The organism is Mesorhizobium sp. M0815, assembly GCF_040319995.1.
Taxonomy (GTDB): domain Bacteria; phylum Pseudomonadota; class Alphaproteobacteria; order Rhizobiales; family Rhizobiaceae; genus Mesorhizobium.
In genome coordinates this window covers 299,613-318,970 of record NZ_JAMYOU010000003.1, presented here as the reverse complement: position 1 = coordinate 318,970, position 19,358 = coordinate 299,613, and the positions used below count along the sequence as shown (strand labels likewise).

Annotated in this window: 24 protein-coding genes; 15 read left to right on the top strand and 9 right to left on the bottom strand. The window is 62.9% G+C overall.

From position 1 onward, the window contains the following. Positions 1-54 precede the first annotated feature (54 nt). Positions 55-678 (top strand): hypothetical protein, encoded by a 624-nt coding sequence (locus tag NKI01_RS06575; RefSeq protein ID WP_352588586.1) that lies wholly within the window; start codon positions 55-57, stop codon positions 676-678. A gap of 18 nt (positions 679-696) precedes the next feature. On the opposite strand, the gene NKI01_RS06570 is transcribed toward NKI01_RS06575, so the two are convergent. The 5 genes from NKI01_RS06570 to betI form a co-directional block, all read right to left on the bottom strand. Continuing rightward, on the bottom strand, positions 697-1,110 hold the full coding sequence (locus NKI01_RS06570; protein WP_352588583.1) for a DoxX family protein: 414 nt from the start codon (positions 1,108-1,110) through the stop codon (positions 697-699). A gap of 140 nt (positions 1,111-1,250) precedes the next feature. Further along, positions 1,251-1,685: a DoxX family protein gene (locus NKI01_RS06565; RefSeq protein WP_352501902.1), complete on the bottom strand. Its 435-nt coding sequence runs from the start codon at positions 1,683-1,685 to the stop codon at positions 1,251-1,253. A 159-nt stretch (positions 1,686-1,844) separates the two neighbouring features. Continuing rightward, positions 1,845-3,242 carry a class II fumarate hydratase gene (gene fumC / locus NKI01_RS06560; RefSeq protein WP_352817510.1) on the bottom strand — a complete coding sequence of 466 codons (1,398 nt, stop codon included), beginning with the start codon at positions 3,240-3,242 and terminating at the stop codon, positions 1,845-1,847. Positions 3,243-3,507: 265 nt separating this feature from the next. Continuing rightward, positions 3,508-4,263, bottom strand: coding sequence for an SDR family NAD(P)-dependent oxidoreductase (locus NKI01_RS06555; RefSeq protein WP_352962328.1), 756 nt, complete (start codon positions 4,261-4,263; stop codon positions 3,508-3,510). Between the two features lie 112 nt (positions 4,264-4,375). After that, positions 4,376-5,014, bottom strand: a complete 639-nt coding sequence (gene betI / locus NKI01_RS06550; RefSeq protein WP_352541621.1) for a choline-binding transcriptional repressor BetI — start codon at positions 5,012-5,014, stop codon at positions 4,376-4,378. Positions 5,015-5,100: 86 nt separating this feature from the next. On the opposite strand from betI, the gene choX reads away from it, so the two are divergent. The 3 genes from choX (at position 5,101) to NKI01_RS06535 (ending at position 8,350) form a co-directional block, all read left to right on the top strand. Further along, a complete protein-coding gene (gene choX / locus NKI01_RS06545; protein ID WP_352962325.1) occupies positions 5,101-6,036 on the top strand; it encodes a choline ABC transporter substrate-binding protein in 936 nt (311 codons plus the stop codon). Between the two features lie 101 nt (positions 6,037-6,137). After that, positions 6,138-6,893: an alpha/beta fold hydrolase gene (locus NKI01_RS06540; protein WP_352962324.1), complete on the top strand. Its 756-nt coding sequence runs from the start codon at positions 6,138-6,140 to the stop codon at positions 6,891-6,893. An 8-nt stretch (positions 6,894-6,901) separates the two neighbouring features. After that, the gene (locus tag NKI01_RS06535) at positions 6,902-8,350 is read left to right on the top strand and encodes an amidase (RefSeq protein WP_352481758.1); all 1,449 of its coding nucleotides are present in this window, start codon (positions 6,902-6,904) and stop codon (positions 8,348-8,350) included. Between the two features lie 43 nt (positions 8,351-8,393). Here the strand turns inward: NKI01_RS06535 and NKI01_RS06530 are convergent, their stop codons facing one another. Continuing rightward, a complete protein-coding gene (locus NKI01_RS06530) occupies positions 8,394-9,191 on the bottom strand; it encodes an NIPSNAP family protein (RefSeq protein WP_352481757.1) in 798 nt (265 codons plus the stop codon). 150 nt (positions 9,192-9,341) lie between these two features. On the opposite strand from NKI01_RS06530, the gene NKI01_RS06525 reads away from it, so the two are divergent. Further along, complete coding sequence (locus tag NKI01_RS06525; RefSeq protein ID WP_023722739.1) at positions 9,342-9,935, top strand: LmrA/YxaF family transcription factor; 594 nt, start codon at positions 9,342-9,344, stop codon at positions 9,933-9,935. Positions 9,936-9,995: 60 nt separating this feature from the next. Here NKI01_RS06525 and NKI01_RS06520 read toward each other — a convergent pair whose 3' ends face one another. Continuing rightward, positions 9,996-10,589, bottom strand: a complete 594-nt coding sequence (locus NKI01_RS06520) for a hypothetical protein (protein ID WP_023722740.1) — start codon at positions 10,587-10,589, stop codon at positions 9,996-9,998. 119 nt (positions 10,590-10,708) lie between these two features. Here NKI01_RS06520 and NKI01_RS06515 point away from each other — a divergent pair, with 119 nt between their 5' ends. Beyond that, the gene (locus tag NKI01_RS06515) at positions 10,709-11,845 is read left to right on the top strand and encodes a metallophosphoesterase (protein ID WP_352481755.1); all 1,137 of its coding nucleotides are present in this window, start codon (positions 10,709-10,711) and stop codon (positions 11,843-11,845) included. Between the two features lie 60 nt (positions 11,846-11,905). On the opposite strand, the gene NKI01_RS06510 is transcribed toward NKI01_RS06515, so the two are convergent. Then, positions 11,906-12,085 (bottom strand): CsbD family protein, encoded by a 180-nt coding sequence (locus NKI01_RS06510; RefSeq protein ID WP_352481754.1) that lies wholly within the window; start codon positions 12,083-12,085, stop codon positions 11,906-11,908. 133 nt (positions 12,086-12,218) lie between these two features. Here NKI01_RS06510 and NKI01_RS06505 point away from each other — a divergent pair, with 133 nt between their 5' ends. From NKI01_RS06505 to NKI01_RS06495, 3 genes are all read left to right on the top strand, one after another. Next, positions 12,219-13,661: a patatin-like phospholipase family protein gene (locus tag NKI01_RS06505; RefSeq protein ID WP_023722743.1), complete on the top strand. Its 1,443-nt coding sequence runs from the start codon at positions 12,219-12,221 to the stop codon at positions 13,659-13,661. A 29-nt stretch (positions 13,662-13,690) separates the two neighbouring features. Further along, entirely contained in the window at positions 13,691-14,359 is a 669-nt protein-coding gene (locus NKI01_RS06500; protein WP_023722744.1) for a glutathione S-transferase family protein, read from the top strand. Positions 14,360-14,441: 82 nt separating this feature from the next. After that, positions 14,442-15,197 carry an SDR family NAD(P)-dependent oxidoreductase gene (locus NKI01_RS06495; RefSeq protein WP_023722745.1) on the top strand — a complete coding sequence of 252 codons (756 nt, stop codon included), beginning with the start codon at positions 14,442-14,444 and terminating at the stop codon, positions 15,195-15,197. 19 nt (positions 15,198-15,216) lie between these two features. Here NKI01_RS06495 and NKI01_RS06490 read toward each other — a convergent pair whose 3' ends face one another. Next, positions 15,217-16,068, bottom strand: a complete 852-nt coding sequence (locus tag NKI01_RS06490; protein WP_352481751.1) for a LysR family transcriptional regulator — start codon at positions 16,066-16,068, stop codon at positions 15,217-15,219. Between the two features lie 97 nt (positions 16,069-16,165). Between NKI01_RS06490 and NKI01_RS06485 the strand changes: the two genes are divergently transcribed. The 6 genes from NKI01_RS06485 to NKI01_RS06460 all read left to right on the top strand — a co-directional run bounded on the left by NKI01_RS06485 (position 16,166) and on the right by NKI01_RS06460 (position 19,311). Then, entirely contained in the window at positions 16,166-16,627 is a 462-nt protein-coding gene (locus NKI01_RS06485; protein WP_352962323.1) for a RidA family protein, read from the top strand. Positions 16,628-16,674: 47 nt separating this feature from the next. Next, positions 16,675-17,463, top strand: a complete 789-nt coding sequence (locus NKI01_RS06480; protein WP_023722748.1) for an SDR family oxidoreductase — start codon at positions 16,675-16,677, stop codon at positions 17,461-17,463. 429 nt (positions 17,464-17,892) lie between these two features. Next, on the top strand, positions 17,893-18,102 hold the full coding sequence (locus NKI01_RS06475) for a cold-shock protein (protein ID WP_010915421.1): 210 nt from the start codon (positions 17,893-17,895) through the stop codon (positions 18,100-18,102). 414 nt (positions 18,103-18,516) lie between these two features. After that, entirely contained in the window at positions 18,517-18,738 is a 222-nt protein-coding gene (locus tag NKI01_RS06470) for a hypothetical protein (protein WP_031195260.1), read from the top strand. Continuing rightward, positions 18,738-19,145 (top strand): hypothetical protein, encoded by a 408-nt coding sequence (locus tag NKI01_RS06465; RefSeq protein WP_023722751.1) that lies wholly within the window; start codon positions 18,738-18,740, stop codon positions 19,143-19,145. The genes NKI01_RS06470 and NKI01_RS06465 overlap by 1 nt, the downstream gene beginning before the upstream one ends. A gap of 1 nt (position 19,146) precedes the next feature. After that, a complete protein-coding gene (locus tag NKI01_RS06460) occupies positions 19,147-19,311 on the top strand; it encodes a hypothetical protein (protein WP_023722752.1) in 165 nt (54 codons plus the stop codon). Positions 19,312-19,358: the final 47 nt, after the last annotated feature.

Here is a 19,358-nt window from a genome sequence, read left to right as displayed (position 1 = left end):
CGACGCCAATTGCATGTGGCAATTCGCTGCGAGCTCCACGCTTGGGAGAAGATCGTGAAATCCAGTCAAATCCTGCTGCTGCTTTCCATCCTGCCATTGTTGATTTTCGACGCGGCCAGAGCTCAGACGGTTTCCAAGGTTTCCGTTGCTGCAAAAGGCGCGTTTGAGTTTGACAAGAGTTATCCAAAAGCCGCAGACGGAAAAACACTGTTCAATTTGCTCACAGGTTTTCTAAAACCTAAAAGCGGGCAAAAGATAAACTATTTTGTATTTAGAATAAGCGACGAAATGATCAAATTTCAAAGATCGATTTCGATGAACACGTTTTATGCGGACGTTAATCTCTGTCCTGGCGCTGTCGATCGAACCGTGTCCGTTCATCAGCCCCTCGGCAACTTTCTTGAGCCTGTCGCGGGCCGAATCGACCTGTTGCCATACGTTAAGAGGGCAAGCCTGATCCAACTGCGCAACTACCTGTATGTCGCGATTGACAGCAATCTTCGGAGCTACTCCCCCAAGGGCGCAGATCAATATGGATATGAATGGTTGCCGATCGCGGTACAAAGCAGACAGGTTTGCCTGACCATCAGCGTCGGCCGAATGGGGCATGGGGGCTTCCTCTCTCAGCCCATAAACATAACCAGGCTTGCGGAGTTCGTCTTTCTCGACAGCAAATGAGCCGAGCCGGGCGGCAGCTTAGCCAGTCCCTGCAGCCATCCGGCCGTCGGCCGACCATGCACCCGCGCCAGCCATCGCCAGCGCCAGAAAACCGCCTGATATCGCGATGTCCTTCATCAGCATCTGCGAATGCATAAAGGTCAGCGTCGGATCGCCGCCGCCCTGGCCATAGTGGCCGATGAACGCTGTCGCGACGCAAAAGGCGGCGAGCAGCAGCGCCACGATCGGCGTCTTGAAGCCGACGAGGATTAGCAGCCCGGCGATCAGTTCGAACAGCCCGGTGCCCCAGGCAGCCAGCGTCGGCAGCGGCAGGCCAAGGCCGGCGAAATAGCCGGTCGTGCCGGCAATGTCGGTCAGCGCGTGGAAGCCGGACGGCACGAACAGTGCGGCGAACAGCAGTCGGGAAAGCAAAAGCAGCGCATTGCGGGGCATGGTAACCTCCGTTGTCGGCCGGGTGGCCAAGAGCCCGATCCTAGCAGAATTCCGGTCAGCGGACCGACAGGCACAAACGACAACGAAAAAGGGGCGCGGAAAATTCCGCGCCCCTTTTGTTCAGGAAATGCTGGACTGCTTCAGCCGCGCTTGGCGTCGATCGAATACGCGCCTGGGCCCGAGGAGGCGAGCACGAGGAAGCCGCCGGCAATGCCGAGGTTCTTCATGAAATTGATCATCTGCATCTGATCGGCCCAGCCCGTGTGGGCAACCAGCGCGGTGGCGACGGTGAAGATCGCCATTACCCAGCCGACGATCCGGGTCTGGAAGCCGACGAGGATGGCCAGGCCGCCAAGCAGTTCGATAAGGCCGACGACAATGGCGGTCACCATCGGCAGCGGCAGGCCAAGGCTGCCGAAATAGCCGGCGGTGCCGGCAATCGCCGTCAGCTTGCCGAAACCGGAAAGCAGGAAGATGACCGAAAGCAGGATGCGGCCGAGCAGGATCGTGCCCGAGGCGCCGGCGGCGGTGCCGGAACCGGCAAACGAAGTATTGGCGGACGTGTTGGTGGACATGCGTAACTCTCCAGAAGGGTTTGGCCAAACGGCTTGGGATACCCGTCTAGTTAGCGCAGGCCGACTGTTCACCAAAGATGCCAGATTGGTTACGGATTGTTCACCAAGGTAACGTTTTCGCGATCAACATGGGTGTTGAGATCCAGGCATATCAACGCCCTAGCCTGGATGCGTCATGTCCTCCGGCCGCACCAGCCGCTCATAATCGGCTTCGCTGACCAGCCCGGTGGCCAGCGCTTCCTGGCGCAGCGTGGTGCCGTTCTTGTGCGCCGCCTTGGCGATCTTGGCGGCGTTGTCATAGCCGATCGTCGGCGCAAGCGCCGTCACCAGCATCAGCGAACGGTCGAGTGCTGCCTTGATGTTGTCTTCGCGGGCCTCGATGCCGACGACGCAATTGTCGGTGAACGACACGGAAGCGTCGGCCAGCAGCTGTACCGATTGCAGGAAACAATAGGCCATCAGCGGATTGTATACGTTGAGCTCGAAATGGCCCTGACTGCCGGCGAAGCTGATCGCCGCATTGTTGCCGAACACCTGCACGCAAACCTGCGTCATCGCCTCGCATTGGGTCGGATTGACCTTGCCCGGCATGATCGAGGAGCCCGGTTCGTTTTCCGGCAGCGACAATTCGCCGAGGCCCGAACGCGGGCCGGAGCCGAGCAGGCGGATGTCGTTGGCGATCTTGAACAGCGCCGCCGCGCAGGCATTGATAGCGCCGTGCGAGAAGACCATGGAATCATGCGCGGCCAGCGCCTCGAACTTGTTCGGCGCGGTGACGAAATCGATGCCGGTGATCGCGGCGATGCGCGCCGCCACCTTTTCGGCGAAACCGACCGGCGCGTTGAGACCGGTGCCGACCGCGGTGCCGCCCTGTGCTAGCTCCTGCAGGCCGGGCAGGGTCATCTCGATGCGCTTGACCGATGAGGCGACCTGCGCCGCGTAGCCCGAGAATTCCTGGCCGAGCGTCAGCGGCGTCGCGTCCTGGGTGTGGGTGCGGCCGATCTTGACGATGTGGGCGAAAGCCCTGGTCTTGGCCTCGAGTGCCGTATGCAAATGTCTTAGCGCCGGTAGCAGGTCGTGAGTGATGCGCTCGGCGCAGGCGATGTGCATGGCGGTCGGATAGGTGTCGTTCGACGACTGGCTCATGTTGACGTGGTCGTTGGGATGCACCGGCTTCTTCGATCCCATGACGCCGCCCAAAAGCTCGATCGCCCGGTTGGAAATCACCTCATTGGCGTTCATGTTGGACTGGGTGCCTGAGCCTGTCTGCCAGACGACCAGCGGGAAATGCTCGTTCAGCTTGCCGTCGATGACCTCCTGGGAGGCTTCGACGATGGCCTTGCCGATCGCCGGATCGAGCCGCTTCAGCTCCATATTGGCCTCCGCTGCCGCCCGCTTGACGATGCCCAGCGCCCGCACGATCGACGCCGGCTGTTTCTCCCAGCCGATCTTGAAATTGGCAAGCGAACGCTGCGCCTGCGCGCCCCAATAGCGGTCGGCGGCGACCTCGATGGGACCGAACGTGTCGGTTTCGGTTCTGGTCTCTGGCGCGCTCACGAAGTCTCTCCGGTTTGCAATTTGCAAACGGCGTATCGCGTTGCACAAATGCCTTCAAGCGGAGATTGCGGGTGACGGGAATGCAAATCGGTTGAAGGTGCTGGCAATCTCCCCACTTGAGGGGGAGATGTCGCCGAAGGCGACAGAGGGGGGGCGGTAGGTCTTGACGCAACTCCCATAGCGGACGGAACAGGCTGGTGTTCCACGCGAGACGACCCCCTCTGGCCTGCCGGCCATCTCCCCCTCGAGGGGGGAGATCGCAACCTTACCCCGCCGTGTATCCTCCATCCACGGCGAAGATTCCGCCGCTGGTCCTTGCCGCTTCGTCGCTGGCGAGATAGACCGCGATGCCGGCAAGGTCGCTGGTCCGGCCGATGCGGCCGAGCGGATAGCTGCGCTCGACATAGGCCTTGGGCTCGGCTTGCGCGGCCTCAGGCAGGTTTTCGATCGACCTGCGCCGCATCGCTGTGTCGACCGTGCCGGGCGCGATCGCGTTGACCCTTATGCGCGGCCCGAGCTCGAAGGCGAGCGACTTGGTCAGCGAATTGAGCGCGCCCTTCGACAGCGAATAGAGGCTGGACGGCCGCTTCGGGATCATCTTGTGCGCGAAATAGGACGAGATGTTGATCACCGAAGCCGCACCCGGCGCGAGATGCGGCAACAGCCGTTGGGTGAGAAAGAATACCGCCGTGACGTTGAGCGCGAATGACTGCTGGAACTGGTCCTCGCTGACGGTCTCGAACGGCACAAGGAACGCTACGCCGGCATTGTTGACGAGGATATCGACAGGTGGGCCGCGCCTGGCATGCTCGACCACGGCATCGATGCCGGCGCTGGCCGACAGGTCGGCCGACAGCGTGTCGACATTATCCCCGAGCTGCTTGCGGGCGGCGTCGAGTTTTTTGCCGTCGCGGCCGACGATCAGCACGTCCGCGCCTTCGCGCAAGAAAGCCTCGGCGATTGCCAGCCCGATCCCGTCCGAGCCGCCGGTGACCAGTGCCCGTTTGCCGCCTAGTCTCATCCAACACTCCCGCGCATTGCCGTCTTGTCTGATAAGCAGAACAGCGCCGTTGCCAATTGTGGTCAAGCCGCCGGCCTATCCTACAATATGAACTTTCGGCTGATGCGCCTGTCTATTCGGCAGCGGCTGCACCGCGCCGAACAGCCAGCCGCGTAGCGACGAAATCCTTGACCTGATGAATGGCCTGTTCACGCGTGACGCTGCCTGGCTGCAGGCCAAGCCGCAACCACAGCCCGTCGATCAGGGCGGTGACGCCGAAAGCGATCTCGTCAGCATCGCGTGCCGGCGCCAGACCGCGCAGGCCAGATAGCAGGTTGGAGCGCATGCGCGCATGGATCACCTTCTGGATGCGGGCAAGCTTTTCGTCGCGCGGCACCTCCGCGCAAAGCGAAAGCCAGGCGTGGCAGAGGGACGGCTGGAAGAGATGCGGCTCGAAATTGCCTTCGATGATGGCCTCTATCCGTTGCATTGGCGTGCGCGCCTGTCTCAGCCGCTCGACCACCGCATGCCGCAGCACCAGGTTCGATTCGCGCATGGCATGCTCGAACAGCTCCCGCTTGCTGTTGAAATAATGCAGCACGATACCCTTCGACGCGCCGGCCTGTGCCGCCACTTTTTCTATGGTGGCGCCAGCTATGCCTTCGCGCTGAAGCACGGCAAAGGCGGCTTGCCGCAGCTCTTTGCGGCGTATGTCGCTGAGGCGCTTGAGTTTCACGGGCCGGATCCATGCATCGAAAACCGACGTTGACATTTTCGTCCGCCGAGATCAAGAATTGACCGGTGGGACAATATAAGGACCGAATGGTCAACACCGTTGGTGAAATGAGGAGAACCGAAATGCTTCGTAGCCTTGGAATAGGCGCCTCGCTCTGGGTCCTACTGGCGACCCAGCCGGTCTTTGCGGCTGAACCTGAACAATGCAAGGTCGTGCGCATGGCCGAGCCTGGATGGAACGACCTTGCCTTCACCACAGGCGTCACCAGCGTCTTGCTCGATGCGCTCGGCTACAAGCCGGCAAGCTCGCTTCTGGGCATCAACGTCATCTATGAATCCTTGAAGAACAATGATTTGGACGTGTTCCTTGGCTATTGGGATCCGGCGATGATCACCTATTACGAGCCCTATAAGAAGGACGGCTCGGTAGACGATGTGCGCGTCAATCTCGTCGGCGCCAAATACACCTTTGCCGTGCCGACTTACGTCTGGGAGGCCGGCGTCAAGGATTTTGCCGACCTGCAAAAGTTCGCCGACAAATTCGGCAGGAAGATGTATGGCATCGAGCCGGGCTCGAACCAGCTGATGATGGACGCCATCGCCGATAAGTCGCTGGGCCTCGATGGCTGGCAGGTCGTCGAATCGAGTGAAGCCGGCATGCTTTCCGAGGTCGGCTACGAGATCAAGGAAAAGCGCTTCATCGTCTTCCAGGGTTGGGCGCCGCATCCAATGAACACGATGTACGACTTCAAATATCTGAGCGGCGGCGACAAGTTCTATGGCCCGAACTTCGGCGCCGCGACGGTGACGACGCAGGTGCGCAAGGGCTATCTGCAGCAATGCCCGAATGTCGGGCAGTTGCTGAAGAACCTCGCCTTCGACGTCGATTTCGAAAATCTCGGCATGGGCTATCTCATCAATGACGGCCTGAAGCCGGAGGAAGCCGGCCTGAAGGCCATCAAAGGGAATCCGGATAGGCTCGGCGCCTGGCTTGCCGGTGTCACCACATTCGATGGCAAGCCCGCGCTCGACGCGGTCAAGCAGCAGCTCGGCCTTTGATATCGGTCGATCAGGCTGGCTGGAACGGCCGCAAGCGCAAGGTCGGTGCCGGCTGCACTGAAACGGCCTGCGTCGAAATCGCCGGGCAGGAGCCCGCGCTGGTGCTGGTGCACGGCTTCTCCGACACGAGCCGCAGCTTCTCCTTGCTGGCGCCGCATCTCGCCGGGCGCCGGCTTATCATCCCAGACCTGCGCGGGCATGGCGCCTCGCCGGCCGGGACACGCGGCTTCGCGTCAGCGGATTTCGCGGAAGATGTGGTGAGTTTGATCGAGCGGTTGCGCCTCGAGCGGCCGGTTCTGGTCGGGCATTCCTTGGGCAGTATGGTGGCGATCGAGGCAGCAGCGCGCTATCCAGAGATGATTGGCGGCCTGGTGCTGATGGCCGGAACGGTGCGGCCGCAGATCGGTGAGTATCACCCGATGACCATTGGTGTGCGGGCACTTCGAGACCCGATATCGCCGGCCGATCCGTTCTATGACTATTGGCATGCCTGCGAGGCCGAGGTTCCAGCGGACTTCCTGACCATGGTTGCAAAGGAGGCGTCAGCCATGCCGGCGGCACTTTGGCGAGCAATCCTGGAGCAGGTTCGGCGCGTCGATCTTACCGACAAGGCGCGTACGCTGCGCCTGCCGGCGCTTGTCATTGCTGGCGGGCGCGACCTGCTCTTCGACGAAACGCACCAACAGCGGCTCCTCGAAGAAATCCCTGCCGCGGAGTTCGTGGGCGCGGCGCGGTGCGGGCATAACCCGCACTGGGAGGATCCGGCATTGGTCGCGGCAGCCATCGCCCGATATTTCAAGGTCCGGAGTAAAGCTGGATCCCAGTCGACGGCCGACGCGACCGGCAGTCCGGGCTGAGAGCAGTCATGAACCTTTCCGAATATGTGGCGTTGGATGCCGTCGCCCTGGCCGGGCACGTTCGTTCGGGCGAACTGTCCGTTGTCGAGGTCGTCGAGGCGGCTATCGAAGCAATCCAAAGCATCAATCCCGCCATCAATGCCGTGACACTGATCGATGCGGACCGGGCGCTTTCCGCGGCGGCAAGCTGCAACCGGCACGCCGCACTCGCCGGCATTCCTTTCCTGGTCAAGGACACCGGCGTGAATGTGCGGGAGTGGCCGACGACGCACTCGTCGCTCTACTTCAAGGATGCCGCGCCGAAACCCGACAGCGAGATCGTCCGGCGATGGCGGGCCGCCGGTCTGATCTTGCTGGGCAAGACAAACACGCCTGAATTCGCCAATGACTTCGTCACCGAACCCAGCTTTCGCGGCCCCACCTTGAACCCTTGGGATCTTTCGCTGACGGCGGGCGGCTCAAGCGGTGGAGCTGCTGCCGCGGTGGCAAGCGGCATGGTGGCGGTCGCCCACGGTTCCGATATCGGCGGCTCGATCCGGGTGCCGGCTGCCTGTTGCGGCGTGTTCGGCATGAAGCCGTCGCGCGGACTCACGCCTGTCGGCCCCTGTCGAGGTCAGGTCGGCGCCGGGCTCTACGCCGACAACGTCCTGTCCCGCACCGTTCGCGACAGCGCCGCCATGCTGGACATAACTGCCGGTCCAGAACAAGGAGCGCCTTACTCCGTGTCAAAATCGGTGCCGTCCTACCTGGACTGGCTGTCTTCGCCCGGCGAGCATCTGCGCGTCGCGTGCCTGGCGCACCGGCCGGATGGCGCGCCGGTCGCGCCCGAGATCGAGGAAAAATTACGTCAAGCCATGGTCCTCCTCGAGGATATGGGGCACGAGGTCACACAGGCGCGTTTCCCGCGGGAAGGCAGCGCCGAAGCGGACTGGAGCATCTTCTGGATGTCGGAGGTCGCGCGGCTGGTTGACGAGCGCGCCGACGAGATCGGGCGGATGCCGGGGGCCGGCGAAATCGAAAGCCTCAGTCGTCACGCGCTCGACTGTTTTCGACGGTCCTCGGCCGCCGACTATCTCAGGGCGCAGGACCATGTGCACAGCGCTTCGCTGGCGATGGCGAGGGCGTTCGATGCGTTCGACCTGATCATGACGCCGACCACGGCCGGCCTGCCGCCCCGGCTTGGCGCCATCCATGGCGATGGTGCTCTCTTTGATTACGAGGCTTGGGCGAGCCGGGCTTACGGCTTTGCGCCTTTCACGGAAATCTTCAACGTCACCGGCCAACCGGCCGCCAGCCTGCCGCTGTTCCAGTCGAAAGGCGGCCTGCCGATTGGCATCCAGCTCATTGGCCGCAAGAACGAGGATCACCGTCTGCTGCGCGTTTCCCTTGACCTGGAGCAGGCAACCGCATGGACGGCGCGTTACCAGGCGATCCATGCCAGACACTTTCAGGCATGAACCAGGAGGCTCCGGCGACGTAGGAGGCGTCGACGATGTTGGTTCATACCGAAATTGGGTGCTGCCCGAGCAGCGATCGCGCCGTCGGTAACAGACGCAAAACCTCCGCGGGCCTGGCGAATTCCCGTTGTACGGTCTGCTGAAGCGCCTGCCAGTCTGGGGAGGCGGCCAAGGCCGCCTCGTGGCGGGTATGCGCCTCGGCGCTGTCGAAACCCGTGACGCTGATGAAGACGTTTTCGCTGGCCCGCACCGGCAGCCGCGGAAAGCTGTTTTCGGCATGCTCGGTGACGAAGGCGGCGAGCGGTTGTCCGCCAAGTGCGGCAAGAACCGGAAGAGCCCCGGTCTGGAAATCCCTGGCGAAGCCGGCTTCGAGGCCCGGTCGCAAATGATGAATCCTGATGACAACAATTGCCTGCAAAGCACTGCTTGTGCTTGGTTCTTCGAGATCCGTCTGGGGTACTCGTTGCGATCCCGAGAGGTCGAAGCCGGCGCCCGGCCAAGCCGGTTTCAGCAGCAGCACGTCGTCGGAATCGATCATCGTGGCGTTGGCGGCGTTGCGCCAGGCCGCCCAGACCGGCCCGTCATAGAAGGCGGCCAGCGCATGCTTCCGCGCGATCATGCCGTCGAAGCCGCGCAACCAGACGAACATATCTGGCCGGTCGAGGTCGCGGAACTGGCCGATGATGGTCATCCCCGCGGTTTCCTGGCCCTCGATCAAATGATTGTCGAAGATGCCGATCAGCGTCTCGCGTCGGCCAGGTTTCAGCGTGTATTGCCGAAGTTCGACGACGGGCGAGGCGAGCAGATCGGATTTAGGCGCGGCATTCAAAGGCAGGTTCATCGCTCGATCTCAAAAACAGGATAGTCATCCTGTTTTATAAAACAGACCGGTTGTCCTGTTTTGTCAATCTGCTATCGTGTGGAAATGTCAGCAGAGACCACAGCCCGCCCAAAGGCGCGGGCTAAAAAACGCACCAATGACCCCGAAGGCATGCGCAAAAAGGTGCTCGATGTCGCCGAAGAGGCGTTTCAGGCACGCGGCTATCACGCCTCCAGCATGGGCGACTTGATGGCGACGGCGGGCGTCACCGGCGGCGCGCTGCACCACCATTTCGCGACCAAGAAGGCGCTGGCGCTAGCAGTCATCGAAGAGCGGGTCGCCGCCGCCGTCGAGGAGACCTGGATCGCGCCAGTGCGGAGGGCCGGCTCGGCGCGGGAGGGCGTGCGCGCCGTGTTCGCGGCCGTCGCGGCGGAGCTGGAGCAGCAGGGATTCGTGCGCGGCTGCCCGCTCAACAATCTGGCGCACGAACTGTCGCTTGCCGATCCGGATTTCCGCATTGCCCTTGCCGACATTTTTTCGGCCTGGCGTCAGGCGATTGCCGACAAGATCAGGGCCGACCAGCAGGCGGGCCGGGAGCAGGGCACCGATCCGCAGCGCTTCGCAGCGCTCGCCGTCGCCACCTATTCCGGCGCCATGTCGATGGCCAAGACCGCACAGGACACAAGAGTGCTGCGCGACTGCCTGATGGCCTTGGAACAGGGAGTCACGAGGCGACGTCGCAGGATACTCCACAAAGCCCCTTGACGCCGGCAGGACAGAGGCGCCGCCGTCGCTCACTATGACCGAGGTGGGGAGGCCGAGCTCTTAATTCGGCAGCGGCTTGATCAGCTCGTAGCCGACCACGCTTTCGGCGCTGGTGCCCTCGTCATAGCGCCTGGCCACAACTGCCTGCAAGTCGGGTGCGTAAAGCGCGGTAAACTCGTCCCGCGTCTCGCCGGCCTCGCTCCTGATCGTCTGCTTGACCGCGAGCACGGAGTATTTGCATTCACCCAGGCTGAACGTCTCCTTGCCCTTGACGTTGATCTCCAGCGTCTCGGTGCCCTTCGGCGGCTTGTTCGGTGCGAGGCGGGCAAACACGATCTTGTTCTTAGCCCCCGCCTTCAGCGGGAACACCTTCCTGAGATCGGAAAACGGGATCATCGCCAGCTGCCCCGTGCTGCTGTCGCGAAACACCTCGATCAGTCCGCCGAACAGGTACTGCGACTGCGGCGATTGCGACTGGTATTTGTTGGCAACGGCCACCATTCCGCCCGCTGCCGGTCGAAATTCGCTGTGGATGCCAGGCCTTTCGAGAATGAAGCCGGCCTTGGCCGATTTGACGTCGATGCACTCGGCGCCATGCGCTGCGCTCGTCACCGCCAGAATGGCCATTGTCATGCCGATGGATGCAGTTTTCATGCCGTCCTCCTCTGCCCGCGCAAGTTGAATGCCGAAAGCAATGCCAGACCTGGGAGAACGTGTCGACATACTTTGCGAGCAACTGGACTGCCGATCCGCGTCGTGCTGAATTTTAGCGCATGATGCATCGCATTCCCGCCCTACCGGTTTCTCGGCGCAGCTTCCTGATGCAGGCAGCGGCCGTTGCCGCGGCCGGCGCCGTTTCGCGCCCGGCCTTCGGCCAGACCGGGCAGCGCATCCCGCCGATCGACGCCACCTTCCTGTTTATCGCTGATGTCCATGCCTGCCGAATGGCGAACGGATTGAGCCCGCATTGCGAGCAGGAGGGCAAGACCGACGCTGCCTTGCTGCGCAACGTCGCCGCACTCAACGGCGTCGGTGACAGACAATGGCCGGCTGAAATCGAAGGCGTTGCCACCGGCCTGCGCTCGACGGGCAACATCGGCACGCCGCTCGGCCTCGTCGTCGGCGGCGACATCACCGATGACGGCGGCGGCCAGATCACCCAGCCCAGCGAGGGCACGCAGCTGCTTCAGTTCAGCCAGCGCTACCAGCAGGGCGTCGGCCCCGACCGTGTGCACATGCCCGTCTATGTCGGCCTCGGCAACCACGACCTCGACCAGAACGGCCCGCGCTCGCATGTCGACTGGTACCGCCGCGAAATGCGCGACTATGTCGAGGTCAACCACCGCCCCGGCGTGTTCTTCAAGCCGCCTGCGCCGGCGACCGACTACGACGTCGAGACCGACTGCTATTCATGGGATTGGGGCGGTCTGCATCTTGTCCAGACGCACCGTTTTGCCGGCGATACCGGCCACGGCGCCGCCAACAGCCTGCCATGGCTGAAGCAGGATCTGGCGACCTATGCCGGCGACGGCCGCCCGGTCATCCTGTTCCAGCATTATGGCTGGGATACTTTTTCGATCGAAAGATGGGACGCCGCCGAGAGAACCTTCGACGACAGCGGCACGGGTCCGCCGCATTGGTGGAGCGAAGTCGACAGGCAGGCGCTGCTGGCCGTGCTGAAAGGCTACAATGTCGTCGGCATCTTCCATGGCCACCAGCACGCAACGCCGATGATCTACCGCCGTGACGGGCTCGACTTGTTCAAACCGAAGGCCGCCTTCATGGGCGGCTTTGCCTTGGCGCGGGTGACCGGAAACAGCATGGATGTGGTGCTGGGCGAAGCCGCCGGAAATCATGGCGAGGTCACCTTCACCAATGCATACAGCAAAAGCCTGACTTTCTTACGGTAAGAGAGGGCGCAAAAAAGGCGGCCGAGCCACCTTTTTCCTGGTTCGCGAAGGGGGCCAGTGTCAAAGCGCCTTCTTCACCTTGTCCTTCACGTCGCCGTAAGCCTTCTGCATCTTGCCGGTCGCCTTGTCGACGTCGCCTTCGGCCTCGGTGCGCCTGTTGCCGGTGGCCTTGCCGGCGGCCTGCTTGACCGAGCCCTTGGCTTGCTTGGCGACGCCTGCCACCTGATCCTTGTTCACCATCGCGCATCTCCTGGAGTTCGGGAGTTTTATTTGCGAGGCAAACGGTCAGGCACCGCTTCGGTTCCATGCATCGCCGGACAACCGGTTGCACCCGGCGCGGTAATGCGGCTAGGCTCTGCCCGGGGGGATTTCGATGCGTTTTCGCCTTGCCTGTGCCGTTGCGACGTCCATGCTTTTGGCAGGCTGCGTCGCCGATGATGTCGGGCCGATCAACGTCTTTACGCCCGAAGCCGGCAGGCCGTCGCCGGCTTTCATTCCAGATCCGGGCGACGACGGCTCGACTGTGCTCGGCCTCGCCTTCTCCGGTGGCGGCACCCGGGCCGCGGCCTTCTCCTACGGCGTTCTGCGGGCGCTGGACGACATCGTCATCGACGAGCAGCCGCGGCGGCGCACGCTGGTCGATGACATCAGGATGATTTCCGGTGCATCAGGCGGCGCGGTGACTGCCGCCTATTTCGGCTACAAGGGCGAGGACGGCTACCGCGACTTTCGCGAACGGTTCCTGATCCAGAATGCTGAGGCCGACCTTCGAACAAGGTTGTCGCCGTTCAACCTTGTCCGCGCCTACTATGGCGGCGTCAATGACCGCAGCGGTTTTGCCAAATGGCTGAACGACAATCTCTTCGACGATGCGACATTCGAGGCGTTCGCCAAGCCGGACCGGCCCATCATCTGGATCAACGCGTCCGATATCTATAACCGCACGCCATTTCTGTTCAGCTACGACACTTTCGCGGCGCTTTGTAGCGATCTCGACAAGATGCGGTTGGCTGATGCGGTCGCGGCTTCCGCTGCCGTGCCGGTGGTCTTCGCGCCGATCGTGGTTTCCGCCACCAGCCCGGATTGCGGCTACCGCAGGCCGCAATGGTTGAGCCGGGCACTGGCCGATCACAATGCCTCGATCAGGCTCAAGGCCTATGCCAGCGCGCTCGATTCCTATCAAAACGCCGATCCCCTCGACTATGTGAAATTGCTGGACGGTGGTCTGACCGATAATCTCGGCGTCACCGGCTTTACCCTGGAGCGCTCCGCCGCCGGCACCCCCTATGGTCCGCTGTCGCCGGCCGCCGCTGTCCGGTTGAGGACGCTGCTTTTCATCGTTGCCGACGCCGGCGCCGACAACGACGTGAGCTGGGCCAAGTCTATCCACGGACCGCGGCTTAGCGAGTTGCTCGACGCCGTGACGAGCACCACCATGGCGGCCGCGGTGCGCGACGAAGCCGACGCACTGAAGCTGGCCGTCTCGCAATGGCGCGGTGAATTGGTCCGCTACCGCTGTGCTTTGCCGACCTCGACCGTGGCTGCCTATCGCGGCTCGACTGCCGGCTGGGATTGCCGCGATGTTGAACTCGTGGTCCAATATCTGTCCTTTGCCGACCTCGACCAGGCGACACAGGCCAAGCTGAACGCTGTCCCGACGCGGCTGAAATTGCCGGTCGATCAGGTCGACCTCACCATCGCGGCCGGTCGCGAGGCGCTGCTGGTCAATACGGATATCACCAAGGCGGTCGCCGCCATCCGCGCTCGCGCCGGCGTCACGCCGGGGGCACAATTGGCCGCGGCACAAGCAAACTGAGCCGCTGGGCTCGACACGGAGAGACCATCTTGGCTGAATTCACGCTCTTCATCGGCAACAAATGCTTCTCGTCCTGGTCACTGAGGCCATGGCTGGCGATGAAGCATCTGGAGATACCGTTCGAGGAAGGTTTTGTGCGCCTGCGCACGCCCGAGACCGCCGCCAATCTGGCCAGGATATCGCCGACCGGCCAGGTGCCGGTGCTGAACCATCGGCTGCCGAATGGCGAGATCCGGATCGTCTGGGAAACCCTTGCCATCCTTGAATATCTTGCCGACCTGTTTCCCGACAAGAAGCTCTGGCCGGCCGATATCGGCGCTCGCGCGCACGCCCGCTCGGCGGCGACAGAGATGCATTCCGGCTTTCGCGAGGTCCGCTATGGCTGGCCGATGAATTTGCGCCGGCCAAAAGGCCACAAGCCGCTCGACGCCGAAGGTGAGGCGCAACGGGCGCGCATCGAGGATCTGTGGCGGCAATGCCGGGAAAAATACGGCAAAGGCGGGCCGTTCCTGTTTGGCCATTTCACCGCGGCCGACGCCATGTACGCGCCGGTCGTCACCCGCTTCGACACCTATGGCGGCACGCTGGCGCCCGACACCCGCGCCTATGTCGATGCCGTGCTTTCGATGCCGGCGATGCGCCACTGGTATGCGGAGGCGGCGAAGGAGCCATGGCCGGAGCCCGGCCCCGACGAATGAGCCGAGCAACCGGCGAGCTGGTCTTCCACTTCGCGGCCCGCGGCCTATCTGAAGATCGGGCAGGGGCTTTGGAGACTTCACAATGACAGCTGTTTCTTCCGCACTGGCCGGCAAGGTCGCGCTTGTCACCGGCGCCTCGTCGGGCATCGGCGAGGCAACCGCTGTGGCGCTGGCGGCCGCCGGGGCAAAGGTGGCGATTGCCGCCCGCCGCGCCGATCGCCTCGAAGCGCTGGCCGCGCGTATCGAAAAGGCCGGCGGCACGGCACTCCGTATCGCGGCCGACGTCACCAGCAACGACGATGTCACCGCCATGGTCGACAAGGTTGTCGCCGAATGGGGCCGCCTCGACATCCTCGTCAACAATGCCGGGGTGATGCTTCTGTCGCCGGCCGCCGAGGCGGTGCTCGATGACTGGCGCCGCATGGTCGAGCTCAACCTGCTGGCGCTGATGGGTGTCACCAAAGCGGCGCTGCCGCATCTCAGGGCCGCCAAGGGTCACATCGTCAATGTCTCGTCGGTCGCCGGCCGCGTCGCCAATCCCGGCGCCAGCGGCTATGCCGCAACCAAGTTCGGCGTCGTCGGCTTTTCCGAATCGCTGCGCCGCGAAGTCTACTCCGACAAGGTTCGCGTCACCGTCATCGAACCCGGCCTGGTGCGCACCGAGCTCGGCGACCATATCACCAATCCGGCGGCGAAGACTGGGCTCGACCAGCGGCTCGCCGCCATGGAGGCGCTGGCCGCCGAGGACATCGCCGCGGCCATTCTCTACGCCGTGAGCCAGCCGGCGCACGTCAACGTCAACGAGATCGTCATCCGCCCGACCGACCAGGAACGGTGAATGACGTCGGATCGTTTCGTTAGACTTCGAATCCCGCCCGCAGGAAATCGCCACACTCCTCGACCAGCCGGGACGGGTCCCTCGCAAGGTAGACGCCGAAATCCGCCATCGGCGCCGGCGGCAGGTTGAAGCGTCCGTTGAGGCTTTGGCAGTCGGGCGGCAGTCCTTCCTGCAGCAGAAGGCCGATGCCAAGCCCGGCCCTCAGCGCCGAGATCAGCGTCGCGAAAGTCGACACGCGGCAGCCGATCTTCCAGCCGAGCCCGGCCTCGGCGAGCGAGGCCAGCATTCTGTCCTGCCAGGAGCAGGCGCCTTCGAAGATGACCAGCGGAAGCTCGACCTCGTCATCGATCTCGATCATGCGGCTTGCCGCCCAGACCAGCTGTCGTGACAGATGACCTCGCGGCGCCTTTGTGAAGCGCGCCGGATCGGCCATGACGATGTCGCATTTTCCTTCGCCCAGCGACTTGCTGAGATCGGCGCTGCTGGCCGATGTCAGCTCGATCTCCACGGAAGGATGCCGGCGGCGGAAGTCGGCAATGATCAGCGGCAGCCGTGTCACCGCCAAATCCTCGATGATGCCCAGCCGGACACGGCCGACCAGCCTGCGGCCTTCTATCTCGCGCCTGGCATCGTCGCCGATCGCGATGGCCTTGCGGGCGAAGGCGAGCAGGATCTCGCCGGCCTCGGTCAGCGTCACGCCGCGCGGCGAACGGCGCAGCAGCTCGGCGCCGACTTCACCCTCGAGGCGCTGAAGCTGCATGCTCACCGCCGCCTGGGTGCGGGCAAGTCGATCGGCCGCCCGGCTCACCGTTCCCGTATCGGCCACGGTGACGAAGGCACGCAGCAGCCTGACGTCGATATCTCCAGTCATAAGAATTCCTGATAGCTGTGTCAGCACTATCAGGCTATCCGAAAGCCCGATCTGAATTCAAGGTCCGCTCGCACGAACGAAAACAGGAGCAGCCACCTTGTCCTACAGAAGAAGATTTGAGGAGTTCGGTGTCGCCTGGCCGTCGCTCGAGCGGCCTGCTTTGCCGTTCTCGCCGACGGTTCGGGTCGCCGACATCGTCTATGTCTCCGGTCAGATTCCCGAGATCGCGCAGGAGATCGCCGCGATCGGCCAGGTCGGCAGAGAGATCGTTCTGGCTGCTGCGCAGAACGCCGCCCGGCTCTGCGCGGCCAACATCGTCTATTGGCTGGACAAGGAACTGGACGGCAATCTTGACCGTGTCGTGAAATTCGCCAAGCTGACCGTCTATGTGAATGCGACGGCCGGCTTTTCGGCCTATTCGGAGGTCGGCAACGGAGCATCCGAATTTCTGCTCCATGTTTTCGGCGAGCGTGGCGAGCACGCCCGCTGCTCGCTCGGCATGGCCGGCTTGCCGGCCAATGTTCCGGTCGAAGCCGACGCTATCGTGCATGTCCGCTAGGGAAGTCGCTCGAAATAGCCAGTGAAACCAGCAGGAGGCTTGGCTTGATGGATGCAAATCTTGAGGGGCGGAGGGCGCTTGTTCTCGGCGGAGGCAAGGGCCTCGGTTTCGGCGTTGCCGAAGCGCTCGCGGCGAAAGGCGCCGAGATCATCCTGGTCGGACGAGGGGAGGCGACCCTGGATGTGGCGCGGCGCGCGATCGAGGCCGCCGGCCACATCTGCTCGACCTTCAGCGCCGACCTCTCCGACCACGACAGCGTCTCCCGGCTGATCCATGCCGTCGAGGACGAGCATCAGCGGATCGACATCGTCCTGCTCAATGGCGGCGGCCCGCCGCCCTTCGCGGCCAGCGTCTTCGATGCGAGCGTCTGGGAGAAGCAGTTCACCAGCATGGTGCTGAGCCAGATGCGCGTTGCCATTTCTTTCCTGCCAGGCATGCGGGCGCGGCGCTGGGGACGCATCATCGCCGTTTCCTCGACTTCCGTCCGCGAGCCGATCCCCGGCCTTACCGCCTCGAATGCGCTGCGTGCGTCGCTCGCCGGGTGGGCCAAGACGCTGGCCGGCGAAGTGGCGGCGGACGGCGTTACCGTCAACCTGTTGCTGCCTGGCCGTTTTGCGACGGACCGGACCAAACAGTTCGACGCCATGGACGCCGCCGACAGGGGTGTCGACGCTGCCGTGATCGCCGCCGAGAGTCAGGCCGATATCCCGGCAAAGCGCTACGGCACTCCCGCCGAATTCGGTGCGGTTGCAGCATTCCTGGCCAGCGACGCCGCCGCCTATATTACCGGCGTGGCTTTGCCGGTGGATGGCGGGCTCAGTCGCGGCATGGTGTGAGGAGCAGGGGGCGGCGGCGCGAATGGTCGCATCACACAGGAACGCCCCTCGTGCCTTTTATCTGCGCGGGGGGCGTCCTGGTGATCGTCCGCCTTTTCTCAAGATCGCTCTTTCGAGAACGGCGTTCGACACCGAAAAAATGCTCCGGCGCCAAAATGGTTCCCGGCTAAGTGGTTTTTTCGGCGGGCAATAGCCCGGTTTTCGCTGTCGTATTTGCCGCCGCCGCGCATCTCCACGAGTGTTGCAAATCAAAAAATTGACACAGCGCGCAAAGAAGTCTACAAGAATTTTGTCGATGTTTGTTTGACCGACTTTTGTTATCCGCGTGCCGAGGCGCGCCTTTGACGAACTTCCCCATCAAAATCGAGACAAACGTTGTTGTGCATCCGCATGACGGCGAACGAATATTTGCCATGGAAAGGGTTCGTTATGAGCACAGGCACAGTTAAATGGTTCAACGCCACCAAGGGTTTTGGTTTTATTCAGCCTGACGACGGTTCTGCCGACGTTTTTGTCCACATCTCAGCCGTCGAGCGCGCCGGAATGCGCGACATCGTCGAGGGCCAGAAGCTTGGCTACGAGATGGTCCGCGACAACAAGTCGGGCAAGATGTCCGCCGACCAGTTGAAGGCGGCCTAAAACGGAATTCAGCCTCACCGGTGACCACGGATGTACTGGCACCGGTGAATGGCAAATTCCAGCACATGATCGCGGGAGGTTAAGTCCCCGTTCATGCGCATGAGAAGAACGTTTCTTTGCGCGTCTCTCGGGATGCGCATGCGCTCTCATGGAAGGTCAGGCGGTGCCTGGCCTTTTTCATTTTTGCGCTTCGACCGCCGAAAGAGCGCTGCTCGACGGCCCGGACGTGCTAAGAGGCTGTTTCGAAATTCGCTCTGACGGCCATCAGACGGCCGTCAGAGTAGAATTTCCAAACGGTCTCTGAGGACGTTCCAGCAATTTGAAACCGGCTGCCGTATTGCTTTGTGCGGGATCCTGGCCGAAAGACCAGTCTCGCCACTTTTCGGCGGCGCGCTCCGAACCGGGAGAAAGACCTTGACCGCAACTTCAAAAAGACCCCGCGACCAGGCCGAATCCATTTTTAGCAAGACGCGGACCCAGTCGATGTCGCTCGACCGCATCAATTCCGAACGGGATGCCGTCAGCCAGGCGCGCGAAGCCAAGACCGCGCGGCTGCGCGAACTGCGCCTGGAAAAGGAAGCCGACGACATGGCGGCAGCGCTCGCGGCCTCGCCGAAACGCGCGGGCAAACGCTGATGGCCACCAAACGCGTGCCTCAAAAGGCGATCGCCGCCGATTCGACCATCGCCGATGTCGTGGGTGAACTCGACAAGCCGGTCGAATATGTCCGGCGCGTGCTCGAAAAGCTCGAGCGCTGCCGGCGTGTCCACGGCGATGCCCAGGTGCGGCTCGGCGTGCGCGGCCGTGCCGAATGCCCCAATTATCTGATCGAATACGTCCGGGAAAACGCCAAGACGCACGAGCGCGTGACCTATCAGGACGCCGCCTACAGTGGCAGCACGCATCGCGAGCTGGCGCCCCGGCACATCGAGGAAGCCAGGAACTGGTCGCCCGAAGAAATGAACATCACGGCCGTTTCGGCGCTCATCGGCCGCCTTCGCAATCCGAATGCGCCATCATCGCGTTTCTCTGACGAGGATTGATATGGCAATCAAGTTTTCCGCCAAGGGCCAGCCAGCCGCGCCTGCTGCCGCCGTGAAGCCGGCCAAGCCGGCCGCCGCACCAAAAACCGGTGAAGCCGCCGAAGCGGGTACCGATCTGTTCAGGTCGCCGGCCGAAGCACCGCCGCGCAAGCCGAAGAAGAAATAGCACCCTTGCAGCAAAATGCCGGCCGGAAATCTGCGCCAAGGCTGCTT